Raw genomic sequence first — 17,298 nt, forward strand, 5'->3', positions numbered from 1 at the left:
CCTCAGACTGCGCAGGACTTTATCCACGACTCAGAATCCTCAGCAATCGATCAGAGGAACTTTCGTCCCGAGGGCAACTCGACACGCCGTGTGCGGGTGTAAAATTACAATGATGTGATTTGTCGGGTCGGATAGGTTCGGGCCATGGCGGTGGAGATGTCGTTCGGGGAGTTCGAGGATCTGGTGGCCGATGCCCTCGACCAGGTGCCCGACGAGCTGGTCGCGCTGATCGACAACTGCATCGTGATCATCGAGGAGGAACCCCCCGAGGGGGACCCCAAACTGCTCGGTCTCTATGACGGAATCCCTTTGACGGAAAGGAATTCCGACTACACGATGGTGCTGCCCGACCGGATCTTCATCTACATGAATCCGACCCTGGCGATGTGCTCGGACCGCGACGAGGTGGTCGATGAGGTGCACATCACCGTGGTGCACGAGATCGCCCACCACTTCGGCATCAACGACGAGCAGTTGCATCAGCTCGGCTACGCCTGAGCGGTGCCTTTCGGCGCCGCGGGCGGGCGGTCATTCGACAGCCGCAGAAAAGCCTCAAGTGCCGGATGAGGCTCCGAGTGACCGGTTGCGCGGCGAGCCGGTCATGAGCTGGATCCAGCGGACCTGCAGCCAGGTCGCGCCCCAAACGATCCATGGGGTGGCGAAGAGCAGGACGTATCCGGGAAGCGAGTGGACCGCGATGACACCGAGCCAACTCGGTCCGCCCCACGAATCCGGTCCGAACTCGGCGCCCCAGAAAACGATCGGGTAACTGATGCTGTAGGCCACCTGGATCCAGGGGTAGACGCACAGGAAGAAGACGACGAACGACACCGGCAGGTTGAACACCACGAACAGGATCTCCCGCCACGTGCGCCACGAACCCACCCGGGCGCCGAATCTCCGCAGCAGACGGCCCTCGACCCGAGGGTGCTCGTGCGGCTCACCGATATCGGCCCGCAGCAGGAAGCGTGCCCGTCCCCGCTCGAAGGCCGCGACCCGTCCGGCGACCGCGGCGGAGAGCAGGAAGACGAGTGTGCCCAGCAGCACGATCATCAGCGGGATGCTGGCGATCACACCGGTCATCAGGAGAGCGAAGCCTACGGCCGCGACCGGGAGCCCGAGGAGACCGTAGAGCGTCCGTCGCCAGGTCATCGCCCGAAACGGCGCGGTCAGGACCGATCGTGCAAGGGTCGTCACGCTACCGGCGCTCCAAGCACCCAGCTCTCTTTTCTGGCCGACACCCAGGTCGACACCGCGCCGAAGGCGGAGGCCGGGGCGTACCCGGCCTGCAGGTCGGAGTGATCCAGCGCGGTGGCGCCGCTCAGCTCGGCGAGTCGGTAGAGGGGATCGTGGTCGGCGCGCACCACGACCACCCGCAGCGATCGCTGCGCCTGATTGGCCTCCAGGGTCTCGAGCACCTCGGCCCGCATCCCGGGCGCCACGATCACCAGCGGTGTCCCGCCGGCGAGCACCCGCTCGAGGGTCGGCAGCAGTTCGCGCAGCGACTCCACCGGCTCGCTGCAGACCAGCACGGTCGCATCGTCGGCCACCGCCCAGCCGGTATCGGGATCGGTGACGAAGCGGGTGCTGGCCAGTCCGGCGGGCACCGGGGTGGCCGCGGCGACGCGGGCCCGCAGCGCCGTCCGGCGTACCGGGTCGAGCGCCAACGACTCGGCGTCCTCGGGCGTACGCAGGGCCTGGTCGTGGTCGAGATAGCGCGGCGGTGCGGCGTCGGCGGGCAGCCCGGGGACGTTCCGGTCGGGCGGCAGGCTGCGTGCCCGCTGGGCGCGCAACCGGCGTTCCCGATCCCAGAAGCCACCGAGCAGGATGACGGCCACCCCGAGCCCCATCACGACCGCCAGTGCGGCCTGCCAGCCCGCCATCAGTCAGTCACGGCGTACGCCACTCAGCGCCAGTTCTGGTCGTTCGGCGGCTGCTGCCCCTGCTGCTGGTAGCCCTGCTGCTGCGGGTAGGCCTGGCCCTGGTAGGGCTGCTGGGGCTGCCCCTGGTACTGCTGCGGCTGGCCCTGGTATTCCTGCGACGGCCCCTGGCCGGCACCGTACCCGGGCTGCTGCGGCCCCTGGCCCAGCGCCGGCTGCTGTGACTGGTCCGACTGCTGCTGGCCGTTGCCGTTGCCGTTGCCATTGCCCGAGCCGCGGCGCGGGCGGGCGGCGGCCGGATTCTCCAGCGCCTGGGCCTCCTCGATCGCCTCGTTCACGGTGCGCTTGGAGGCCTCCTCATCGGCCTCCTTCTGATCGGCGATCTCGGCGAACACGTCGACCTTCTCCGGTGCGGCGAACTTGCTCTTGTCCGACACCTGCGCGGGGATGCCCTCGTTCAGCTGGTTGACGGTGTTGCCCAGGCCCTTGAGCGCATCGTTCAGCTCGCTCGGCACGATCCACATCTTGTTGGAGTCGCCGCGGGCCAGGTTCGGCAGCATCTGCATGTACTGGTAGGAGAGCAGCGCGTGATCCGGTTCCCCGGCGTGGATGGCGCCGAAGACGGTGGTGATCGCCTGCGCCTCACCTTCGGCGCGCAGCATCGCGGACTGCCGATCGGCCTGGGCACGCAGCACCGCGGCCTCGCGCTCACCCTGGGCACGCAGGATCGCCGACTCCCGGTCACCGCCGGCGGCCAGGATCTGGGACTGTCGCTGACCCTCGGCGAGCAGGATCGCCGCCCGCTTGTCCCGCTCGGCGCGGGCGCCCTTCTCCATCGCATCGCGGATCGTCGCCGGCGGCTCGATCGAGCGCAGCTCGACGCGGTTCACCTTGATGCCCCACTTGCCGGTGGCCTCGTCCAGCACCACCCGCAGCTGCTGGTTGATCTCCTCGCGGCTGGTCAGCGTACGTTCCAGATCCAGGCCGCCGATGATGTTGCGCAGCGTGGTCATGGTGAGCTGCTCGATCGCCGACTCGTAGTTCTGCGCCTCATAGGCCGCGCGGACCGGATCGACGATCTGGAAGTAGATGACCGAGTCGATGCCGACCATCAGGTTGTCCTCGGTGATCACACCCTGCGGCGGGAAGGAGACCACGTTCTCGCGCATGTCCATCTTGTAGGAGATGCGGTCGATCACCGGTACCACGAAGTGCAGCCCCGGTTCGAGGGTCTTGTGGAACTTGCCCAATCGCTCCACCAGCCCGACCTGTTGTTGCCGGATCACCTTGATCGCGGTGGTCAGCAGTGCCACCACGAAGACGATGAGCAGTGGGATCCAGATGAACTCCATGGACGGGCCTTTCTCGTTATGGGGTAGGGGAGGTCAGGTGGTGAGTGGGCGGTTGCGGGGGTGGACCAGGGCGGTGACGCCGTCGACCTCGAAGACGTCGACCTCCTCGCCGGGGGAGATCACCACGTCCGGGGCGTACGCGCGGGCGCTCCAGGTCTCACCGTTGATCTTGACCTCACCAGACTGGCGGGTCACCTCGCGGGTCACCACGCCCTCGGCGCCGACGACCTGTTCGACCGAGCTGCGGTAGCCCTTGCTGTTGCGCATCCGGGAGAGCAGTGCGGGGCGGAGCAGGAACATCGTTGCGACCGCGACGATCAACGCGACGACGATCTGGATCACGAACGCCCCGGGCAGGACCAGGGCGGTGGCCACCCCGGCGAGCGCGCCGGAGGCCAGCATCAGCAGGATCAGATCACCGGTGAACAACTCCGCGGCGCCCAGCAGCAGTGCGATCCCGAGCCACGTCGCCCAGAGATGTTGGCTGAACCACTCCATTGCCAGCACCCCCTCTTTCACTCCAGTCTCTCAGATGACGCCAAGTCCTATCACGCTGGCGGACCGAGGAGCGCTGCGAACTTCTCCCACGCTGGCCGAGCGAGGAGCGCGGCGGGTTTCCCCACGCTGGCTGAGCGAGGAGCGCAGCGACGAGTCGAAGCCACTCGTGACAGACTTGGACGAGGGGGAGCGATGGGACGCACCGAGCAACTGGAGCTGGGCAGCGGTTCGCGCTGGTGGCAGTTCCTGCTGGCGTTCGTGCTCGTTGCCGGGCTGGTTGCTGCGGGTGTCCAGGCGTACGCCCGGCGGCTCGATCCGCCGACGCCTCCGGCGCAGATCCAGCAGCCGCAGACGCCGACCCCGACACCGACGCGGACCCGGAGCTGGGATCCGGACCGGTCCGCGACCCGGAACCTGCTCTACCGCTGGCAGTTCCCCGACGGCTTCACCTGCTGGCGGTTCGAGCGGCGCGACCGCGTCCCGCGGGGTGAGCGAGTGGCCTACCTGGAGTCGCTGGTGCGTTGCCTGGCGACCCTGCACGACGGCCCGATGGGGCGGATGCGGCGGCAGGTGGGAACCATCCCTCGGCTGGTGGTCGAGGGGCGGGATCCGATCATGGTCTGTCCGACCACCCAGCACGCCGACTGGGGGGCGGTCTACTGCGCGGTGAATCAGACGATCACCTATCGGCTGCCGCCGCCCGAGGAGTTCGACGAGGACCCGAGCGCCGATGAGTTCCTGATCGCGCACGAGTACGCCCACCACCTGCAGGCGATCTCGGGGATCTGGGTGAGCGCCTCGTCGCGGTATGCCGGCGAGGAGGCCTTCGGCCGCCGGATCGAGTTGCAGGCCACCTGCATGGCCGGTGCCCTGGTCGCCGGCTCCTGGAGCCCGATCCAGCGCCCGCGCGAGGTCCGGCAGCGCGACCTGGATTCGCTGGCTCGCTGGCCCGCGGACTGGGCGTCCACCCACGGCACGCCGGAAGCCCGGCGGACCTGGGCCCGCGCCGGCATGACCGGGCCGTGGTATTCCGGCTGCAACACCTGGCGCGTCCCCACCGAACAGGTCCGCTGACGCTCATCGAGTAGCCGCGCGGTGCCGCAGCCCGTGACGTTCATCGAGCAGCCGCGCGGTGCCGCAGCGAAGCAAGGCGGCGCGGGGCGTGTCGGGATGGACCGCAGCCAGCTACCCGGCCGGAAGACGGACGCCATCGCACCGATGGGCCGCCGAAATTGCGGCTCGATCTCGGAAACCGGCCCAGATCGACCGGTTCGCACATCGAGCCGCAAATTCCGCAGGGGCGCATCGGGCTGAACCACGTCGACCGAATCCGTGTTGCCCCGCGTACGCCCTCCTCGGCTACCCTGTGCACGCCCCTATAGCTCAGTTGGTTAGAGCAGCGGACTTTTAATCCGCGGGTCCTGGGTTCGAGTCCCAGTGGGGGCACCCAGTGGGGCAGTGCCCGGGGACGGGCTATCGTCTCGATGCCATGAAGCTGCTCGCCTTCTTCCGGGCCAACCCGTGTGGTGCCCTGCTGCTGCTGCAGATCGTGGCCCTGCTGGTCTACCCGTTCCTGGACGATCTCGGCACCGGGCGGCTGGTGGTGAACCTGATCGGCATCGTCGTGGTCGCCGTCGCGGTCGCCGCGGTACGTTCCACGCCGGCGTTGACCTGGGTCTCGGTGCTGCTCGGCGGTCCGGTCCTGGTGCTCACCATCCTGGAGATCGTCGTCCACGACCCCTGGCTGATCGTGGCCGCATCCACGCTGCAGGCGGCCTTCTACTTCTACACCGGGTACGCGCTGATCCGGTACATGTTCTTCGACACCGATGTGAGCCTCGATGAGGTGCTGGCCACCGGTGCCACCTTCACCGTCTTCGCCTGGGGATTCGCGTACGCCTATCAGGCGCTGCAGGTGATCTGGCCGATGTCCTTCTCCGCGGCGACCAACGCCGAGAACCCGCGCACCTGGATGGAACTGCTGTTCCTGTCCATCACCATCCTGACCAGTACCGGGTTGTCCGACATCATCCCGATCCGGCCGCAGGCCCGCGCCGTGGTCGCGATCGAGCAGATCGCCGGAATGCTCTATCTCGCCGTCATCGTCGCCCGGGTGATCGCGCTGATGGCCCGCCGCCAGCAGCTCCGCGCCTCGGGCTCCGACGACGACTGAGGTGGCCCGCCGTCCCCGGTTCGGTGAACCGGCCGCCCGATAGACTCCTGTCCCGCGTTATCAAGCAGGCAAGGAAGTCATGGGCATCTTCGCATCCAACGGACGACTCGAGCAGGACTTCTCCACCAGTGCCGATACCGTCCGGGCCACGATCGAGAAGGTGGTCTCGGAGCAGGGTCACCATCTGGGAGCGGTGAGCCCCGACCGTGAGCGCTACGAGGTGACCACCAAGCGCACCGCGTTCAACTGGGGCACCGCACTCGCCCTGACCCTCTCGGAGAACGGCGCCGGCACCAGCGTCGTGATCGACTACGACAACTCACCGGGTTCCCCGAAGGCCCTGATGGATGGACGCAAGAACACCAAGGCCGCGCAGCAGTTCCTCGATCAGCTCGTCGCGGCGAGCTGACCCTGAACGGCCGACGACTCAGCCGTACCAGGGTTTGGTGGCGGCCGCCAGGGTGCCGTCCTTCTCGGCGATCACCAGCCACTGATCGACGTACTGCTTGAAGGCCACGTCGCCCTGGGGCAGCAGATAGGCCTTCTGCGAGAAGTCGAACGGCTGATCGGGGTGCACCGCGCACAGACCCGGTTTGGTGTTCGCGACCCACTTGGTCTCCGAGGCGTCGGTGGTCATCACATCGGCCCGGCCCGCCAGGATCTCGTCGAAGATCTTGTTGTTGTCGGCGAATCTGATGATCTGGCCCTGCGGATAGTTGGCCGCGGCGAACTTCTCATTGGTCCCGCCGATCGGGGTGATCGAGCGGACGTTCGGCTGGTTGATCTCCGCCACCGTGTCGAACTTCTCCACGTTCTCACAGCGGGTGATCGGCGTCTTGCCCTCGGTCAGGGTCGCGCTGCTGTACGCCGCCTGCTCGGCCCGTTCCAGTGAGATCGAGATCCCACCCACCCCGATATCGCACTTGGCAAGGAAATCCGGCATCAGGGTGCTCCAACTGGTCTGCACGATCATCGGGGCGACCTTGAGCCGTTTCGCCAGGTCCTTGGCCATGTCGATATCGATCCCGCTGAACTGCCGGGTCCCCGGATCGAGGTAACTGAAGGGACGATAGTCACCGGTGGTGCAGATTCGCAGCGCACCGGCTTGCTTGATCGCTTGCAGCCTGCCGGCCGCGGCGGGCGCTCCCGGTCCGGCGGAAGGGCGGGGCCGTGGTCGGTGCGTCACCGCTCGGATTGGCCGTGCATGCGCTGAGCACGAGCGCCGCGCCGGCCAGGGTGATGAGTCGCCGGCTCCGGAGCGGGCGACGTCGGCCGCTGTGAATGCGTTGCATCATGCGCAGTGTCTACCCCACCACCGCCGCGTGCGCCACGATCCGGAGTGATCGTCCCAATCCGCGACAGGCGTCACAGGAACAGGAACCCGATCGCCAGGCCGGCGATCGCGGTACCGATCGCGATGGCCAGTGCGAGCTCTCGACCGGTCGCGCGCTGCTCCCGGCGTACCCAGCACAGGAAGAACACCGTCGCCGGGATCGAGACCACGGCCGCGGTCACCGCACCGGGGGAGTAATCACCGAGCACGATCCAGGTGCTCAGATGGAACAACGCATTCATACCGAACTGCCACTGGAACGCCGTGGCCAGCACGATCCACACCCGCCGACCGGTTCGGATCGCCTGCACCGACGCCAGCAGCACGAGCAGTATCAACGGAATGTGATAGGTCGCGAAGGTCCCGGTGGACTCCGGGCCGAAGAACTTCGTCGCCCAGGCGGCGAACCCGGGCAGTTCCTCCAGGGTGTGCGTCACATAGACCAGATAGGGCAGCAGGAACGGTGCGCCCCGGACCAGGCGACCGGGTGGTGCGGATGCGGCGGGTGCCGCCGGTGCGGTGTTCGATCCCATCGTCAGTCACCTCGTTCGTCGGAGATGACTAGAATACGAGGGATTCCTCGCATTTGAATACTCGCGTTCAGGGGTGACGATGACGACACCGAAGAAGGCCCTGGAACCCAGGAAAAACCCACGCCAGCAGCGATCCCGGCGAACTCGGGAACGGATCCTCGCCGCTGCGGCTCGCGTTTTCGCTGAGCACGGGTACGCCGCGGGCACCACCGATCGGATCGCGGAGCAGGCCCACCTGTCGATCGGATCGCTCTACCAGTACTTCGGCAACAAGGACGCGATCCTGCTGGCCCTCGCGCAGGAACACCTCGCGGAATCCGAACGTGTCATCGACCAGGCACTGGGTGCCGACGCGACACTGGAGGACTGGCTGACCGCGCTCGCCGAGGCCGTGCACACCCTGCACGCCCGCAATCCCCGCCTGCACAGGGTGATCTTCGACGAGGCACCCCGTCCGCCCGACCTGCTGGACCGCTTCCACCGCGTCGAGATGCAGGCGATCGAGCGGGTGGCCGACCGGTTGCGCACCGACCCGACGGTGACCGTCGACGATCCCGAGCTCGCGGCGCGGATCGTGACGGCCACCATCGAATCGCTCACCCACCGCTTCGTCGGCCACGGGCGCCCCGAACAGATGCGCCGACTGATCGACGAGGTGGTGGTGATGCTGACCAGCTATCTGGCGACCGTCAGCCGGCCACGTCGGCGATCCCCGGGCGGCCGTCACGGACGGTGAGCGTCGCACGGTCCCGGATCGGTGCACCGGGTCGGGTCACGTAGTCCACCACGCGGTAGTCGACCAGCAACTGCTCCTTCGACACCCGCACCCGCTGGTAACCGCGCTGGGCATTGGCGAACTTGATGTGCGGATTCTCCGCCAGCCACAAGCGGCCGCGGGCGTCGCTGTCGGAGCCATCGCCGCCGGAGCTGATCGAGGTGCCGAGGAACTCTGCACCGATCGTCGGCGAGGACTCCTCATAGAACTTGAGTTTCAGGTCGGAGGCGGCATTGCGGTGGGCATCACCGGTGACGATCACCAGGTTGTCCACACCCCGGTCCACGATGCCCTGATAGAGCGACTGGCGCGCTGCGGCGTACCCGTTCCAGTTGTCCTCGCTGAAGTCCTGCCCTGGCCCGGCGACGCTGTCGGCATCGAAGGTGATCAACTGGTTGCCGAGCACCTTCCACTGCGCCTGACTGGTGCCGAGCTTGTCCAGCAGCCACTCGTGCTGCCGGCTGCCCAGCATCGTCCGCGAGTCGTCCCAGCGGGCGGTGCAGTCACCGACACAACCCTGCAACTGCCGCGAGCGGAACTGCCGGGTGTCCAGCATGTCGAGATCCAGCAGCCGACCGAACCGCAGCTGCCGATAGACCTGCATGTCCGGGCCCTGCGGGGTCGAGCTGGGACGGTAGGGCAGGTTCTCATACATCGCCTTGTACGCCGCAGCGCGACGCTGCCGGAACACGGCCGGATCCTGATCGGGCTCGTTGTCGGGCTGGGAATAGTCACCGGCCCAGTTGTTCTCCACCTCGTGATCGTCGTTGACGTGCACCCAGGCCGCCGCCGCGTGGGCGGCCTGCAGATCCGGATCGGTCTTGTACTGCGAGTAGCGCGCGCGGTAGTCACCGAGGGTGAACATCTCCGCACCGGAGGAGTGTGAGCGGCCGGGCAGCGCGCTCCTGCCCTCGCCCTCGTAGAGGTAGTCGCCGAGATGCACGATCAGCGCCAGGTTGTCCTCGGCCATGTGCCGGTAGGCGGTGAAGTAACCGGCCGGCAGGTTCGAGCAGGAGGTGAAGCCGAAGGTGAAGGCCGAGTTGTCCGCCCCCTCGGCCGGCGCGGTACGGGTCCGGCCGATCGGGCTGAACTGCTGGCCCTGGACGCGGAAGCGATAGAAGTATTCCCGGTCCGGGCGGAGCCCGGTCACCTCGGCATGCACCGAGTGGGCCCAGTCGCGGGTGGCGAGCTCAGTGCCCTGGCGGACCACGCGGGCGAACCGCTCGTCCTCGGCGACCTGCCAGTGCACGGGGATCTTCCGGTCGGGCATCCCGCCCAGACCGTCGAGGGCCAGCGGCGCGGCGGCGAGCCGGGTCCACAGCACCACCGAGTCGGGGCGCGGATCACCGGAGGCGACGCCGAGGGTGAACAGTTCCTGCTTCAGTGGGTCGGCGTACGCCGAGGGCGCGTTTCCCACGGCCAGGACGGCGGCCGCGCCGGCGCCGAGGCCGAGGAATCCGCGGCGGGACAGTGAGGGCAGACGGTCGAGCGACATGCGGACCTCCAATGGGGCGTTGGGTGGTCCGACCATTCAGTCAGCCGCGGATGACTCCCGGGTTACTCAGACGTGACGAGCGGCTGAAACCTGCCGGAGGCCGCGAAGGGTCAGCTCTGGTAGCCCTCGACGGTCTTCGCCGAACGCACCTGGGCCTCGTCAGGGTTCTTGCCGAACTCGCGCAGCGCGTCGCGCTGGCGCAGCAGGTCCCAGCAGCGGTCCAGGTCGGCCTCGACGGTGGACAGTCGGGCGTTCTCCTCCTCGACGGAGATCTCACCCTTGGCCAGCCGCTCCCGCAGGGTCTTCTCCTCGGCGATGAGGTCGTCGATGTGTGCGTGGATGCTCGAATCGGTCACCCGGCCATTGTGGCACGGACCGCGCACCCGGGTCAGCGGGTGACGAGCCGCTCCAGGTTGGCCAGCGAGTTCTCCAGATGGCTGATCGGGAACGGCGGGAACGGGATCTGATCGCGCAGGAACTGCGGCACCTGCGACCAGTCATAGGTGAGCGTCACCTGCGTACCGCCCTCGACCGGCTCGAGATCGTAGCGCCAGATCCAGCCCCCGGGCGCCCATTGGCCGTCGGGGCCCTGGCCGATCGGCAGCCAACCGATCGTGCGCGGCCGGTCCAACGCGATCACCTGGTTGCGCATCACGTACGCCCCACCGGCGTTCACGTGATACATGTCCATCTCGAAGACGTCGCCGACGGCGTGCAGGGTGCCGGCCGAGCGTTGGGCCCCGACCCAGCCGGTGCCGTCGATGGCGCCGTGCTGGCCCGGGTCGGCGAGGACGGCGAAGATGTCCTCGGCGGAGGCGGTGATGGTACGCGTGGTGGCAAGCTGTTCAGTGGTCTCAGTAGTCATGGTGCGATCGTGGCGGAAAGCCGATCCGGTCGCTTCTCCGATCTTGCGCGATCGGATCGGGGCGCCGCGATCTCAATCCTGGAAGGAAGCGCGCGGTACGCCCTGCCCCGGGTCGATCTGGTGCGGGCCGTCGGCCGAGGGGCGGATGTCGAAGTCGAAGATCGCGGTCGGCAGATAGACCGTGGAGCAGGAGTTCGGGATGTCCACCACACCGGAGAGCCGGCCCTCGATGGGTGCCGCACCGAGGATCATGTATGCCTGCTCGGGGGTGTAGCCGAACTTCGTCAGATAGTCGATCGCATGCAGACAGGCCCGCTGGTAGGACAGGTGCGAATCGAGGTAGCGCTGCTCGCCGTCCAGGGTGACGCTGGTGCCCGAGAACGCCAGCCACTGGCTGTACTGCGGGTCGGTGTTGCCGGGCATGAAGATCGCGTTCTCCCCGACACCGTAGGTCTCCATGCCGCCGCGGATCAGGTCGACGTGCAGATCGATGAAGCCGCCCATCTCGATCGCCCCGCAGAAGGTGATCTCACCATCACCCTGGCTGAAGTGCAGGTCACCGACCGACAGATTCGCACCATCGACGTAGACGGGATAGAAGATCCGAGTTCCCTTGGTGAGGTTCTTGATGTCCTGGTTGCCGCCGTTCTCCCGCGGCGGCGCGGTCCGCGCCGCCTCACCGGCGACGCGGGCGTACTCGCCCTTCGGGAGACTGCCCAGGATCGCGTCCTGCGGTTCCGGCGGCAATGCCAGCGGCGGCACCCGCTCCGGGTCGGTGGCGATCAGCGCGCGCTCCCGGCCGTTCCAACGGTCCAGCAGCTCCGCCGAGGGCGCGGTGCCCATCAGGCCCGGGTGCACGATGCCGGTGAAGGACACCCCGGGAACGTGCCGGGAGGTCGCGGTCTGACCCTGGAAATCCCAGATCACCTTGTAGGCATCGGGAAACTGGTCGGTGAGGAACCCGCCGCCGTTCTCCCGGGCGAAGATGCCGGTGTAACCCCAGCCCTGACCGGCGAGCGGTCCGCGGTCCTCCTGCGGGATCGGGCCGAGGTCGACGATGTCGACGATCAGCAGGTCACCGGGCTTCGCGCCCTCCACCGCGATCGGGCCGGAGAGCACGTGCACGCTGTTCAGCGGTGCGTTGAGGATGTCCTCGGCCGAGTCGTCGTTGTGGATCGCGCCGTCGAACCACTCCCGGCAGTCGACGCGGAAGGTGTCACCGGGCCTGACCCGAACCTGGGCAGGAATGTCGGGGTGCCAGCGGTTGTGGCCGATCAACTTCTGGTCGGTGAAGCTCTTGGTCGAGTCGAGCGGGAACACCACGTCGGGCATCGGGATCTCCTTTGATCGGTGTGCGGGGTCGGTCAGGGCCGGGGGAGCCGTGCGGTCCGCGGGTCGGGCGCGGTACGCGGGCGGGCCGCGGGTCGCCCGGGCGGAGCGGAGACGACAGCCGGATCGCTGGCCGATCGGGCGGTCGCATCGAGGAGCCGGCGGGCGGTCGAGTCGCCGAGATTCAGTCGCGGGGCGCTGAGCAGGCGTACGCCCTCCGCGCCGCATTCGACGCAGGGAGCCGGACCCCTGGACCGGGCGATCGGCAGCAGCGCCTCGAACGGGCCGTGGGTGGGGCAGCGGAACTCGTAGGTCGGCATCCGGGCCTCCTCCTGGTTGGGCTCATCCTGCCACGGCGCCGCGTGCTACAACTGACCGGTGTCCGACGAGCTCGCGCTGGCGTTCCGCATCATCGACCTGGTCGGTGTCGCGCTGAACGGCATCCTGGGTGGCCTGATCGCCCGGCAGCGGCGCTTCGACATCACCGGTTTCGCCGTGCTCGGCATCATTTCCGGGCTCGGTGGCGGGATGATCCGCGACACCCTGCTGCAGGCGGGCCGGCCGGTGGCCCTCACCGATCAGAGCTATCTGCTCTGCGCACTCGCCGGTGCCGCGGTGGCATACCTGCTGCCGATCCCGGATCGGCTCTGGCGCCGCGCGTTCCCGATCGCCGACGCCCTGGTGCTGGGGATCTGGGCGGTGACCGGTGCCACGAAATCGTTGCAGGCCGGGCTGGGCTGGCTGCCGTCGATGTGCCTGGGCATCACCTCGGCGATCGGCGGCGGGATGATCCGCGACATCGCGGTGGGCAACGTGCCGGAGGTGTTCGGCGGCAATCGGTTGTACGCCATCCCGGCCCTGCTGGCGGCGGCGATGGCCGTCGGCGGTCAGCTGGCCGGCCTGCCGGTGGCGCCGACGATGGTCGTCGCCGCACTGTCGGGTGCCGGCCTGGCGGCGCTGGCCCATTGGCGGGACTGGCGGCTGCCCGTGCACGGCGACGGCACGGTGACGATGACCCGGACCCAGCTGGCGTCGCTGATCCGGCGGGTGGAGCGCCGGTCGCGACGTCGCAAGCCGGAGAACCCGGAGAAGTAGGTCAGCGACCGATCAGCTCGGCCAGCAGCGGCAGCTGCTGTTCGTCCTCCAGGGCGGAGCCGACCGCCACGCAGCGCACCCCGGCATCGAGGAACTCACCGGCGTTCCGGGCGCTCATCCCACCGGTGGCGACGAAGTTGACCTGCGGGAACGGGCCGCTCATCGCGCCGAAGAAATCCTTGCCCAGCAGGCTTGCCGGGAACGCCTTCATCCACTGCAGACCGAGCCGGACCGCGTGCTGCACCTCGGTGGCGGTTGCCACCCCGGGCAGGTGCGGTACGCCGACCCGCTCGGACGCGGCGACCACATCGGCATCCAGTCCGGGGGCGACGGTGAAGGCGACGCCGAGTTCCTCGCACAGTTCGACCTGATCGACCGAGGTCACCGTGCCGGCACCGACCGGACGGCCCTCCTCGCGCCCGGCGGCGAGCACCGCCTCCAGCGAGGGCACCGCGTCGGGGGTCTGGATCGGCACCTCCACCATCGAGATGCCCAACTGCCAGGCGGTCCGGCTGAGCCGGACGCTGCGCTCGGGATCCATATTGCGCAGGATCGCCATGATCGGCTGGTTCTCGAACAGTTCGTCCAGTATGGTCACCGGATTTCCTTTCCTCGCAGGATTTCCGCGTCAGCGAGTGCGCGCGGTTCGATCACGATGCGGTCCCAGCCGTCGTCGGTGTCGGCGAGTTCCCAGAGCACCCGGGCATCCGGCAACGGGGGAGTGTCCGCAGTGGACTGGATGGTGAGGGCCGCCAGCAGGTGGCCCAGGCGGAGCCGCGCGGCAGGCGTACGCCCGGACAGCAGCGCTGCCAGATAGCCGGCGGCGAAGGCATCACCGGCGCCGACGACGTCGACCACCTGCAGCGGCAGGGCAGGCTGGAAGACGGTCTCCTCCGCCGACAGGTGCCAGGCGCCTCGGTCGGCGTCCTTCACCACGATCACCTTCGCATCGGGGAGGTTGGCCCGCACGTCGTCGGCGGTGGTGCTGCCCCACAACCGTTCCGCCTCATCGAGACCCACCAGCACCACATCGGCGGCGTTCGCGAGGCGGCGCAGCGGGGCCGCGGCCTCCTCGGCCGGCCACAGACCGGGCCGATGGTTCACATCGAAGCTGACCAGGGCATCGGGCAGGGCGCGGTCGATGACCACGGTCCGGGCCAGATCGGAGAGCTGCCCGGAGAGCACCGCGTTGATGCCACTCAGGTGGATCAGTGCGGGACGACCCAGGTCGGGCAGCGCATCGGGATTGAGGGCACTCGCCGCCGAACCCTTGCGGTAGTAGAAGACGCTGTTCCGGTCGGCGACCCGATCCTTGAACATCACCCCGGTGGGCCGCTCGGGATCGACCACCACATGGTCCAGGCCGACGCCGCGGGAACCATAGAAGTCCAGGATCCGTTGGCCCAGGGGGTCGGCGCCGATCCGGCTGAGCCACTGGGTGCCGATGCCGAGGTGGGCCAACCCGCAGGCGACATTCCCCTCGGCGCCGGCGACGTGCAGTTCGGTCTCGGTGGCCTCGATCAGCGACTGCCCGGCCGGCGGGGTGAGCAGGGTCATCGATTCCCCGATGCACACCACCTGCCCGTTCCGATCGGGATGCTCGGCTGTCGTCGCGCTCCAGTCCGTGGTCGTCATCCGTTCCGTCGTCGCTCCTGCCCTGACCTCCGGCCGGGGCTCGTCCCGACCGATGCGCGGCACCATCGTAGCGATCGGTGCTCCGCGCGCTTCCGGGCGTTCCGCGGGTCGTCATGTCTACAATCAGGGCCTCTGGGCTGTCCTGCCCGCGAAAGGAGTGTGCGACATGCGTGCTGCTCGATTGGGCGGTCCGATCGCCCTGATCGTCATCGGTCTGGTGCTGGCGCTGGCCATCCGGGATTCGATCAGCGGGGTGGACCTGGTGATGATCGGCTGGATCGCCGCCGGTGCCGGGGCCGTGTGGCTGCTGCTGGAGCTCGTGATGAACCGCCCGCGGTCCACGCGGACCCGCGAGGTCTACCGCGACGACGTCTGAGCCTTTCCCGTCCAGACAGGCGATCGCCCCGGGCCGATGCGGTCCGGGGCGATCGTCGTGTGCGGCGGTCAGGTCCCGCTGCGGGTGCGCTCAGGCGCGCTTCTCGGCGCGTCGTTCCGCACGGTCCTGGAGGCGCTTGCCGAGCACCAACCGATCGACGGAGAACCGGCCGCCGCCGGTGAAGAACAGGGTGAGTCCGATGAGCGCGAAGAGCAGCGCCGGTTCACCCTGCAGGCCACCCGAGCTGGTCAGTGGGGTGCTCAGGTTCGGCAGCAGGTGCATCAGCAGCCAGACCGTGGTCATGCTGATCGCCAGCAGCAGGCCGGAGATGCGGGTCAGGATGCCGAGGAACAGAGCGATCGGCAGGGCGACCTCGGCCGCGATCTGCAGCAGGGCGACCAGATCCGGTGCGGGCGCACCGATCGTGGTCTGGGCCACGGTGTTGCGGAAGCCGGAGAAGTTGCCGAGCTTGCTGAGCCCGTGGGTCAGCACCAGCAGGGCGGCCACCCGCAGCACCAGGATCCCGAGATCGGTGGTTCGGCGGTTGTTCGCCCGGGTCAGTTCGAGTTCGGTGAATGCCTGGCGGCGGTCCCAGCTGTCGTCACGGAGTTGTTCGGTCGACCGGCTGGTCTGCGGTGCCGTCCTATCGGAGGCACCGCTCGCGGCGCCGACCCGGGACGCTCCCGCGGGGGTGTCGGATCTCGTGCTGTCGGTGGTGCCGGCGGTCGCCGACTGGTCGGTCGCGACACCCGACCTGTCGGTGCGGGTGGGCTTGGTCCTGTCGTCGCTCACGGCGTCCTTCTCGGGATTCGATGCCATGGTAGGGAATCCTTCTCTGGAGGGCGGCCCGGGGGATTCCGGGGTGTCTGGGTGGGCAGTCTACTGGGTGATGAAAACTGTGATTCCGGTCTCTGGATCGCGCGAATCCCTTAGCTGACAGGGTTTCCGGTGTTATAGCGCCTGCGCGGCAGGGTGTGACCCGTTCCGAGATTCCATGGTGAAGAATCCGGAACCATCGAATCATCCCAAACGTGCGCAGATCGTCCACAGGTCGGGAAGCTCTTTCCGAATCCTCAGCGCGAATCACTACCGGAACCTATTCTTGGCCGATGACGAGCGGTGCGAGACTGCGCGTGGTCGTGGTCGGCCACGGAATGATCGGCGGTCTGCTCTGTGCGCAACTGGCCGCCGGCAGAGTGCCCGGTGCAGAACTCGTTGCGGTCGTGAACCGTTCTGCACTGGAGAATCCGCCAGCCCGCCAACTCGACCTCGGCACCGCGCTCACGATGGCGGACCTGGTGGTGGAATGCGCCAGCCGAGCAGCGGTGCACCGACTCGTCCATCCGGTCACCGCCGCCGGTGCCGATCTGCTGGTGACGTCCGTCGGCGCCTTTCTCGAACCGGGATCGCGCACCGCCTGTCGTCCTCGGGGCCTGGCCGGGTGCGGGCCAGTCACGGTGCGATCGGTGGACTCGATCTGCTGGCCTCGGCTCGTTACGCAGCGGAGTACGAGCGCGTGTCGATGCGTACCATCAGGCGACCGGCCACCCTGATCCAGCAATGGATGGATCCGGAAGAGGTTGCCCGGATCGCTTCTGTGGACCGGCCCATCCGAGTCTTCACGGGGTCACCGGACGACGCTGTCCGGTTGTTCCCGCATCAGCTCAACATCGTGGTGGCTGTGGCGCTGGCGATCGGTGGCACCGACCGGTTGACCGTGGAGCTGGATGGTGATCCGGATGCCACGAGCAGCACCCATCGCATCGAAGCGGTTGGTCCCCTGGGGCACTATCTGTTCGAAGTGAGTCACGAACCGAGCGACACCAAGCCGCAGAGCAGTGCGATCACCCCCTATTCGGTGCTGCACAGCATCGCCATGTTGACCCGACAGCCCCCCGTAGTGCTCTGAAGACTCCGGATGGACCTTCCGGTGGGCGCCGGTCTATGCTGCCCGGAGCA

The 17,298-nt window shown here is 68.1% G+C and carries 23 protein-coding genes and 1 tRNA gene; 10 read left to right on the forward strand and 14 right to left on the reverse strand.

What is annotated here, in order from left to right:
* The first annotated feature begins 144 nt into the window (after positions 1 to 144).
* Positions 145 to 498 carry a metallopeptidase family protein gene (locus C8D81_RS14040; RefSeq protein WP_094404639.1) on the forward strand — a complete coding sequence of 118 codons (354 nt, stop codon included), beginning with the start codon at positions 145 to 147 and terminating at the stop codon, positions 496 to 498.
* A gap of 54 nt (positions 499 to 552) precedes the next feature.
* On the opposite strand, the gene C8D81_RS14045 is transcribed toward C8D81_RS14040, so the two are convergent.
* The 4 genes from C8D81_RS14045 to C8D81_RS14060 are packed head-to-tail and all read right to left on the reverse strand — an operon-like array spanning position 553 to position 3,730.
* On the reverse strand, positions 553 to 1,152 hold the full coding sequence (locus C8D81_RS14045; protein WP_094404641.1) for a sensor domain-containing protein: 600 nt from the start codon (positions 1,150 to 1,152) through the stop codon (positions 553 to 555).
* 41 nt (positions 1,153 to 1,193) lie between these two features.
* Entirely contained in the window at positions 1,194 to 1,883 is a 690-nt protein-coding gene (locus tag C8D81_RS14050) for a hypothetical protein (RefSeq protein ID WP_094404643.1), read from the reverse strand.
* Positions 1,884 to 1,906: 23 nt separating this feature from the next.
* Entirely contained in the window at positions 1,907 to 3,232 is a 1,326-nt protein-coding gene (locus C8D81_RS14055) for an SPFH domain-containing protein (RefSeq protein WP_094404645.1), read from the reverse strand.
* A 33-nt stretch (positions 3,233 to 3,265) separates the two neighbouring features.
* Positions 3,266 to 3,730, reverse strand: a complete 465-nt coding sequence (locus tag C8D81_RS14060) for an NfeD family protein (RefSeq protein WP_094403988.1) — start codon at positions 3,728 to 3,730, stop codon at positions 3,266 to 3,268.
* A gap of 192 nt (positions 3,731 to 3,922) precedes the next feature.
* Here C8D81_RS14060 and C8D81_RS14065 point away from each other — a divergent pair, with 192 nt between their 5' ends.
* From C8D81_RS14065 to C8D81_RS14080, 4 genes are all read left to right on the forward strand, one after another.
* Positions 3,923 to 4,804, forward strand: a complete 882-nt coding sequence (locus C8D81_RS14065; RefSeq protein ID WP_094404647.1) for a neutral zinc metallopeptidase — start codon at positions 3,923 to 3,925, stop codon at positions 4,802 to 4,804.
* A gap of 298 nt (positions 4,805 to 5,102) precedes the next feature.
* A tRNA-Lys gene (locus C8D81_RS14070) sits at positions 5,103 to 5,176 on the forward strand.
* A gap of 43 nt (positions 5,177 to 5,219) precedes the next feature.
* Positions 5,220 to 5,903: an ion channel gene (locus tag C8D81_RS14075; RefSeq protein WP_094359382.1), complete on the forward strand. Its 684-nt coding sequence runs from the start codon at positions 5,220 to 5,222 to the stop codon at positions 5,901 to 5,903.
* A 79-nt stretch (positions 5,904 to 5,982) separates the two neighbouring features.
* On the forward strand, positions 5,983 to 6,312 hold the full coding sequence (locus C8D81_RS14080; protein WP_094404650.1) for a hypothetical protein: 330 nt from the start codon (positions 5,983 to 5,985) through the stop codon (positions 6,310 to 6,312).
* A gap of 18 nt (positions 6,313 to 6,330) precedes the next feature.
* Here C8D81_RS14080 and C8D81_RS14085 read toward each other — a convergent pair whose 3' ends face one another.
* Positions 6,331 to 7,089: a transporter substrate-binding domain-containing protein gene (locus tag C8D81_RS14085; RefSeq protein ID WP_208109289.1), complete on the reverse strand. Its 759-nt coding sequence runs from the start codon at positions 7,087 to 7,089 to the stop codon at positions 6,331 to 6,333.
* A 179-nt stretch (positions 7,090 to 7,268) separates the two neighbouring features.
* Complete coding sequence (locus tag C8D81_RS14090; RefSeq protein WP_094404654.1) at positions 7,269 to 7,769, reverse strand: HXXEE domain-containing protein; 501 nt, start codon at positions 7,767 to 7,769, stop codon at positions 7,269 to 7,271.
* Between the two features lie 79 nt (positions 7,770 to 7,848).
* Between C8D81_RS14090 and C8D81_RS14095 the strand changes: the two genes are divergently transcribed.
* Positions 7,849 to 8,505: a TetR/AcrR family transcriptional regulator gene (locus C8D81_RS14095; protein WP_094360035.1), complete on the forward strand. Its 657-nt coding sequence runs from the start codon at positions 7,849 to 7,851 to the stop codon at positions 8,503 to 8,505.
* Here C8D81_RS14095 and C8D81_RS14100 read toward each other — a convergent pair.
* The 5 genes from C8D81_RS14100 to C8D81_RS14120 all read right to left on the reverse strand — a co-directional run bounded on the left by C8D81_RS14100 (position 8,459) and on the right by C8D81_RS14120 (position 12,553).
* Positions 8,459 to 10,039, reverse strand: coding sequence for an alkaline phosphatase D family protein (locus C8D81_RS14100; RefSeq protein ID WP_094404656.1), 1,581 nt, complete (start codon positions 10,037 to 10,039; stop codon positions 8,459 to 8,461). The two genes, C8D81_RS14095 and C8D81_RS14100, sit on opposite strands and share 47 nt — an antisense overlap.
* 110 nt (positions 10,040 to 10,149) lie before the next feature.
* Positions 10,150 to 10,395 (reverse strand): DUF2630 family protein, encoded by a 246-nt coding sequence (locus C8D81_RS14105; RefSeq protein WP_094360037.1) that lies wholly within the window; start codon positions 10,393 to 10,395, stop codon positions 10,150 to 10,152.
* Between the two features lie 32 nt (positions 10,396 to 10,427).
* Complete coding sequence (locus C8D81_RS14110) at positions 10,428 to 10,904, reverse strand: SRPBCC family protein (RefSeq protein WP_094404658.1); 477 nt, start codon at positions 10,902 to 10,904, stop codon at positions 10,428 to 10,430.
* A 72-nt stretch (positions 10,905 to 10,976) separates the two neighbouring features.
* Positions 10,977 to 12,236 carry a formamidase gene (gene fmdA, locus C8D81_RS14115; RefSeq protein WP_094404660.1) on the reverse strand — a complete coding sequence of 420 codons (1,260 nt, stop codon included), beginning with the start codon at positions 12,234 to 12,236 and terminating at the stop codon, positions 10,977 to 10,979.
* A 32-nt stretch (positions 12,237 to 12,268) separates the two neighbouring features.
* Positions 12,269 to 12,553 (reverse strand): zinc ribbon domain-containing protein, encoded by a 285-nt coding sequence (locus C8D81_RS14120; protein ID WP_094360039.1) that lies wholly within the window; start codon positions 12,551 to 12,553, stop codon positions 12,269 to 12,271.
* Positions 12,554 to 12,611: 58 nt separating this feature from the next.
* Here C8D81_RS14120 and C8D81_RS14125 point away from each other — a divergent pair, with 58 nt between their 5' ends.
* The gene (locus tag C8D81_RS14125; RefSeq protein ID WP_094403993.1) at positions 12,612 to 13,328 is read left to right on the forward strand and encodes a trimeric intracellular cation channel family protein; all 717 of its coding nucleotides are present in this window, start codon (positions 12,612 to 12,614) and stop codon (positions 13,326 to 13,328) included.
* A gap of 1 nt (position 13,329) precedes the next feature.
* Here the strand turns inward: C8D81_RS14125 and C8D81_RS14130 are convergent, their stop codons facing one another.
* Entirely contained in the window at positions 13,330 to 13,926 is a 597-nt protein-coding gene (locus tag C8D81_RS14130) for a bifunctional 4-hydroxy-2-oxoglutarate aldolase/2-dehydro-3-deoxy-phosphogluconate aldolase (protein ID WP_094404662.1), read from the reverse strand.
* On the reverse strand, positions 13,923 to 14,963 hold the full coding sequence (locus tag C8D81_RS14135) for a sugar kinase (protein ID WP_208109291.1): 1,041 nt from the start codon (positions 14,961 to 14,963) through the stop codon (positions 13,923 to 13,925). Before C8D81_RS14135 ends, C8D81_RS14130 begins: the two co-directional genes overlap by 4 nt.
* A 166-nt stretch (positions 14,964 to 15,129) precedes the next feature.
* On the opposite strand from C8D81_RS14135, the gene C8D81_RS14140 reads away from it, so the two are divergent.
* On the forward strand, positions 15,130 to 15,339 hold the full coding sequence (locus C8D81_RS14140) for a DUF6458 family protein (RefSeq protein WP_094404663.1): 210 nt from the start codon (positions 15,130 to 15,132) through the stop codon (positions 15,337 to 15,339).
* Positions 15,340 to 15,429: 90 nt separating this feature from the next.
* Here the strand turns inward: C8D81_RS14140 and C8D81_RS14145 are convergent, their stop codons facing one another.
* Positions 15,430 to 16,158 (reverse strand): DoxX family protein, encoded by a 729-nt coding sequence (locus C8D81_RS14145; RefSeq protein WP_094404664.1) that lies wholly within the window; start codon positions 16,156 to 16,158, stop codon positions 15,430 to 15,432.
* A 335-nt stretch (positions 16,159 to 16,493) separates the two neighbouring features.
* Between C8D81_RS14145 and C8D81_RS21975 the strand changes: the two genes are divergently transcribed.
* Positions 16,494 to 16,892 carry a Rossmann-fold NAD(P)-binding domain-containing protein gene (locus C8D81_RS21975; RefSeq protein ID WP_407644078.1) on the forward strand — a complete coding sequence of 133 codons (399 nt, stop codon included), beginning with the start codon at positions 16,494 to 16,496 and terminating at the stop codon, positions 16,890 to 16,892.
* Complete coding sequence (locus C8D81_RS21010) at positions 16,781 to 17,248, forward strand: aspartate dehydrogenase domain-containing protein (RefSeq protein WP_229237964.1); 468 nt, start codon at positions 16,781 to 16,783, stop codon at positions 17,246 to 17,248. The genes C8D81_RS21975 and C8D81_RS21010 overlap by 112 nt, the downstream gene beginning before the upstream one ends.
* Positions 17,249 to 17,298 lie beyond the last annotated feature (50 nt).

This window comes from Enemella evansiae (assembly GCF_004362375.1).
GTDB classification, from domain to species: domain Bacteria; phylum Actinomycetota; class Actinomycetes; order Propionibacteriales; family Propionibacteriaceae; genus Enemella; species Enemella evansiae.

Excerpts from the sequence above, each read along its gene's own strand:
- C8D81_RS14040 (WP_094404639.1), top strand. The coding sequence starts at position 145 with ATGGCGGTGGAGATGTCGTTCGGGGAGTTCGAGGATCTGGTGGCCGAT.
- C8D81_RS14045 (WP_094404641.1), bottom strand. The coding sequence starts at position 1,152 with ATGACCTGGCGACGGACGCTCTACGGTCTCCTCGGGCTCCCGGTCGCG.
- C8D81_RS14050 (WP_094404643.1), bottom strand. The coding sequence starts at position 1,883 with ATGGCGGGCTGGCAGGCCGCACTGGCGGTCGTGATGGGGCTCGGGGTG.
- C8D81_RS14055 (WP_094404645.1), bottom strand. The coding sequence starts at position 3,232 with ATGGAGTTCATCTGGATCCCACTGCTCATCGTCTTCGTGGTGGCACTG.
- C8D81_RS14060 (WP_094403988.1), bottom strand. The coding sequence starts at position 3,730 with ATGGAGTGGTTCAGCCAACATCTCTGGGCGACGTGGCTCGGGATCGCA.
- C8D81_RS14065 (WP_094404647.1), top strand. The coding sequence starts at position 3,923 with ATGGGACGCACCGAGCAACTGGAGCTGGGCAGCGGTTCGCGCTGGTGG.
- C8D81_RS14075 (WP_094359382.1), top strand. The coding sequence starts at position 5,220 with ATGAAGCTGCTCGCCTTCTTCCGGGCCAACCCGTGTGGTGCCCTGCTG.
- C8D81_RS14080 (WP_094404650.1), top strand. The coding sequence starts at position 5,983 with ATGGGCATCTTCGCATCCAACGGACGACTCGAGCAGGACTTCTCCACC.
- C8D81_RS14090 (WP_094404654.1), bottom strand. The coding sequence starts at position 7,769 with ATGGGATCGAACACCGCACCGGCGGCACCCGCCGCATCCGCACCACCC.
- C8D81_RS14095 (WP_094360035.1), top strand. The coding sequence starts at position 7,849 with ATGACGACACCGAAGAAGGCCCTGGAACCCAGGAAAAACCCACGCCAG.
- C8D81_RS14100 (WP_094404656.1), bottom strand. The coding sequence starts at position 10,039 with ATGTCGCTCGACCGTCTGCCCTCACTGTCCCGCCGCGGATTCCTCGGC.
- C8D81_RS14110 (WP_094404658.1), bottom strand. The coding sequence starts at position 10,904 with ATGACTACTGAGACCACTGAACAGCTTGCCACCACGCGTACCATCACC.
- fmdA (WP_094404660.1), bottom strand. The coding sequence starts at position 12,236 with ATGCCCGACGTGGTGTTCCCGCTCGACTCGACCAAGAGCTTCACCGAC.
- C8D81_RS14120 (WP_094360039.1), bottom strand. The coding sequence starts at position 12,553 with ATGCCGACCTACGAGTTCCGCTGCCCCACCCACGGCCCGTTCGAGGCG.
- C8D81_RS14135 (WP_208109291.1), bottom strand. The coding sequence starts at position 14,963 with ATGACGACCACGGACTGGAGCGCGACGACAGCCGAGCATCCCGATCGG.
- C8D81_RS14140 (WP_094404663.1), top strand. The coding sequence starts at position 15,130 with ATGCGTGCTGCTCGATTGGGCGGTCCGATCGCCCTGATCGTCATCGGT.
- C8D81_RS14145 (WP_094404664.1), bottom strand. The coding sequence starts at position 16,158 with ATGGCATCGAATCCCGAGAAGGACGCCGTGAGCGACGACAGGACCAAG.
- C8D81_RS21975 (WP_407644078.1), top strand. The coding sequence starts at position 16,494 with ATGATCGGCGGTCTGCTCTGTGCGCAACTGGCCGCCGGCAGAGTGCCC.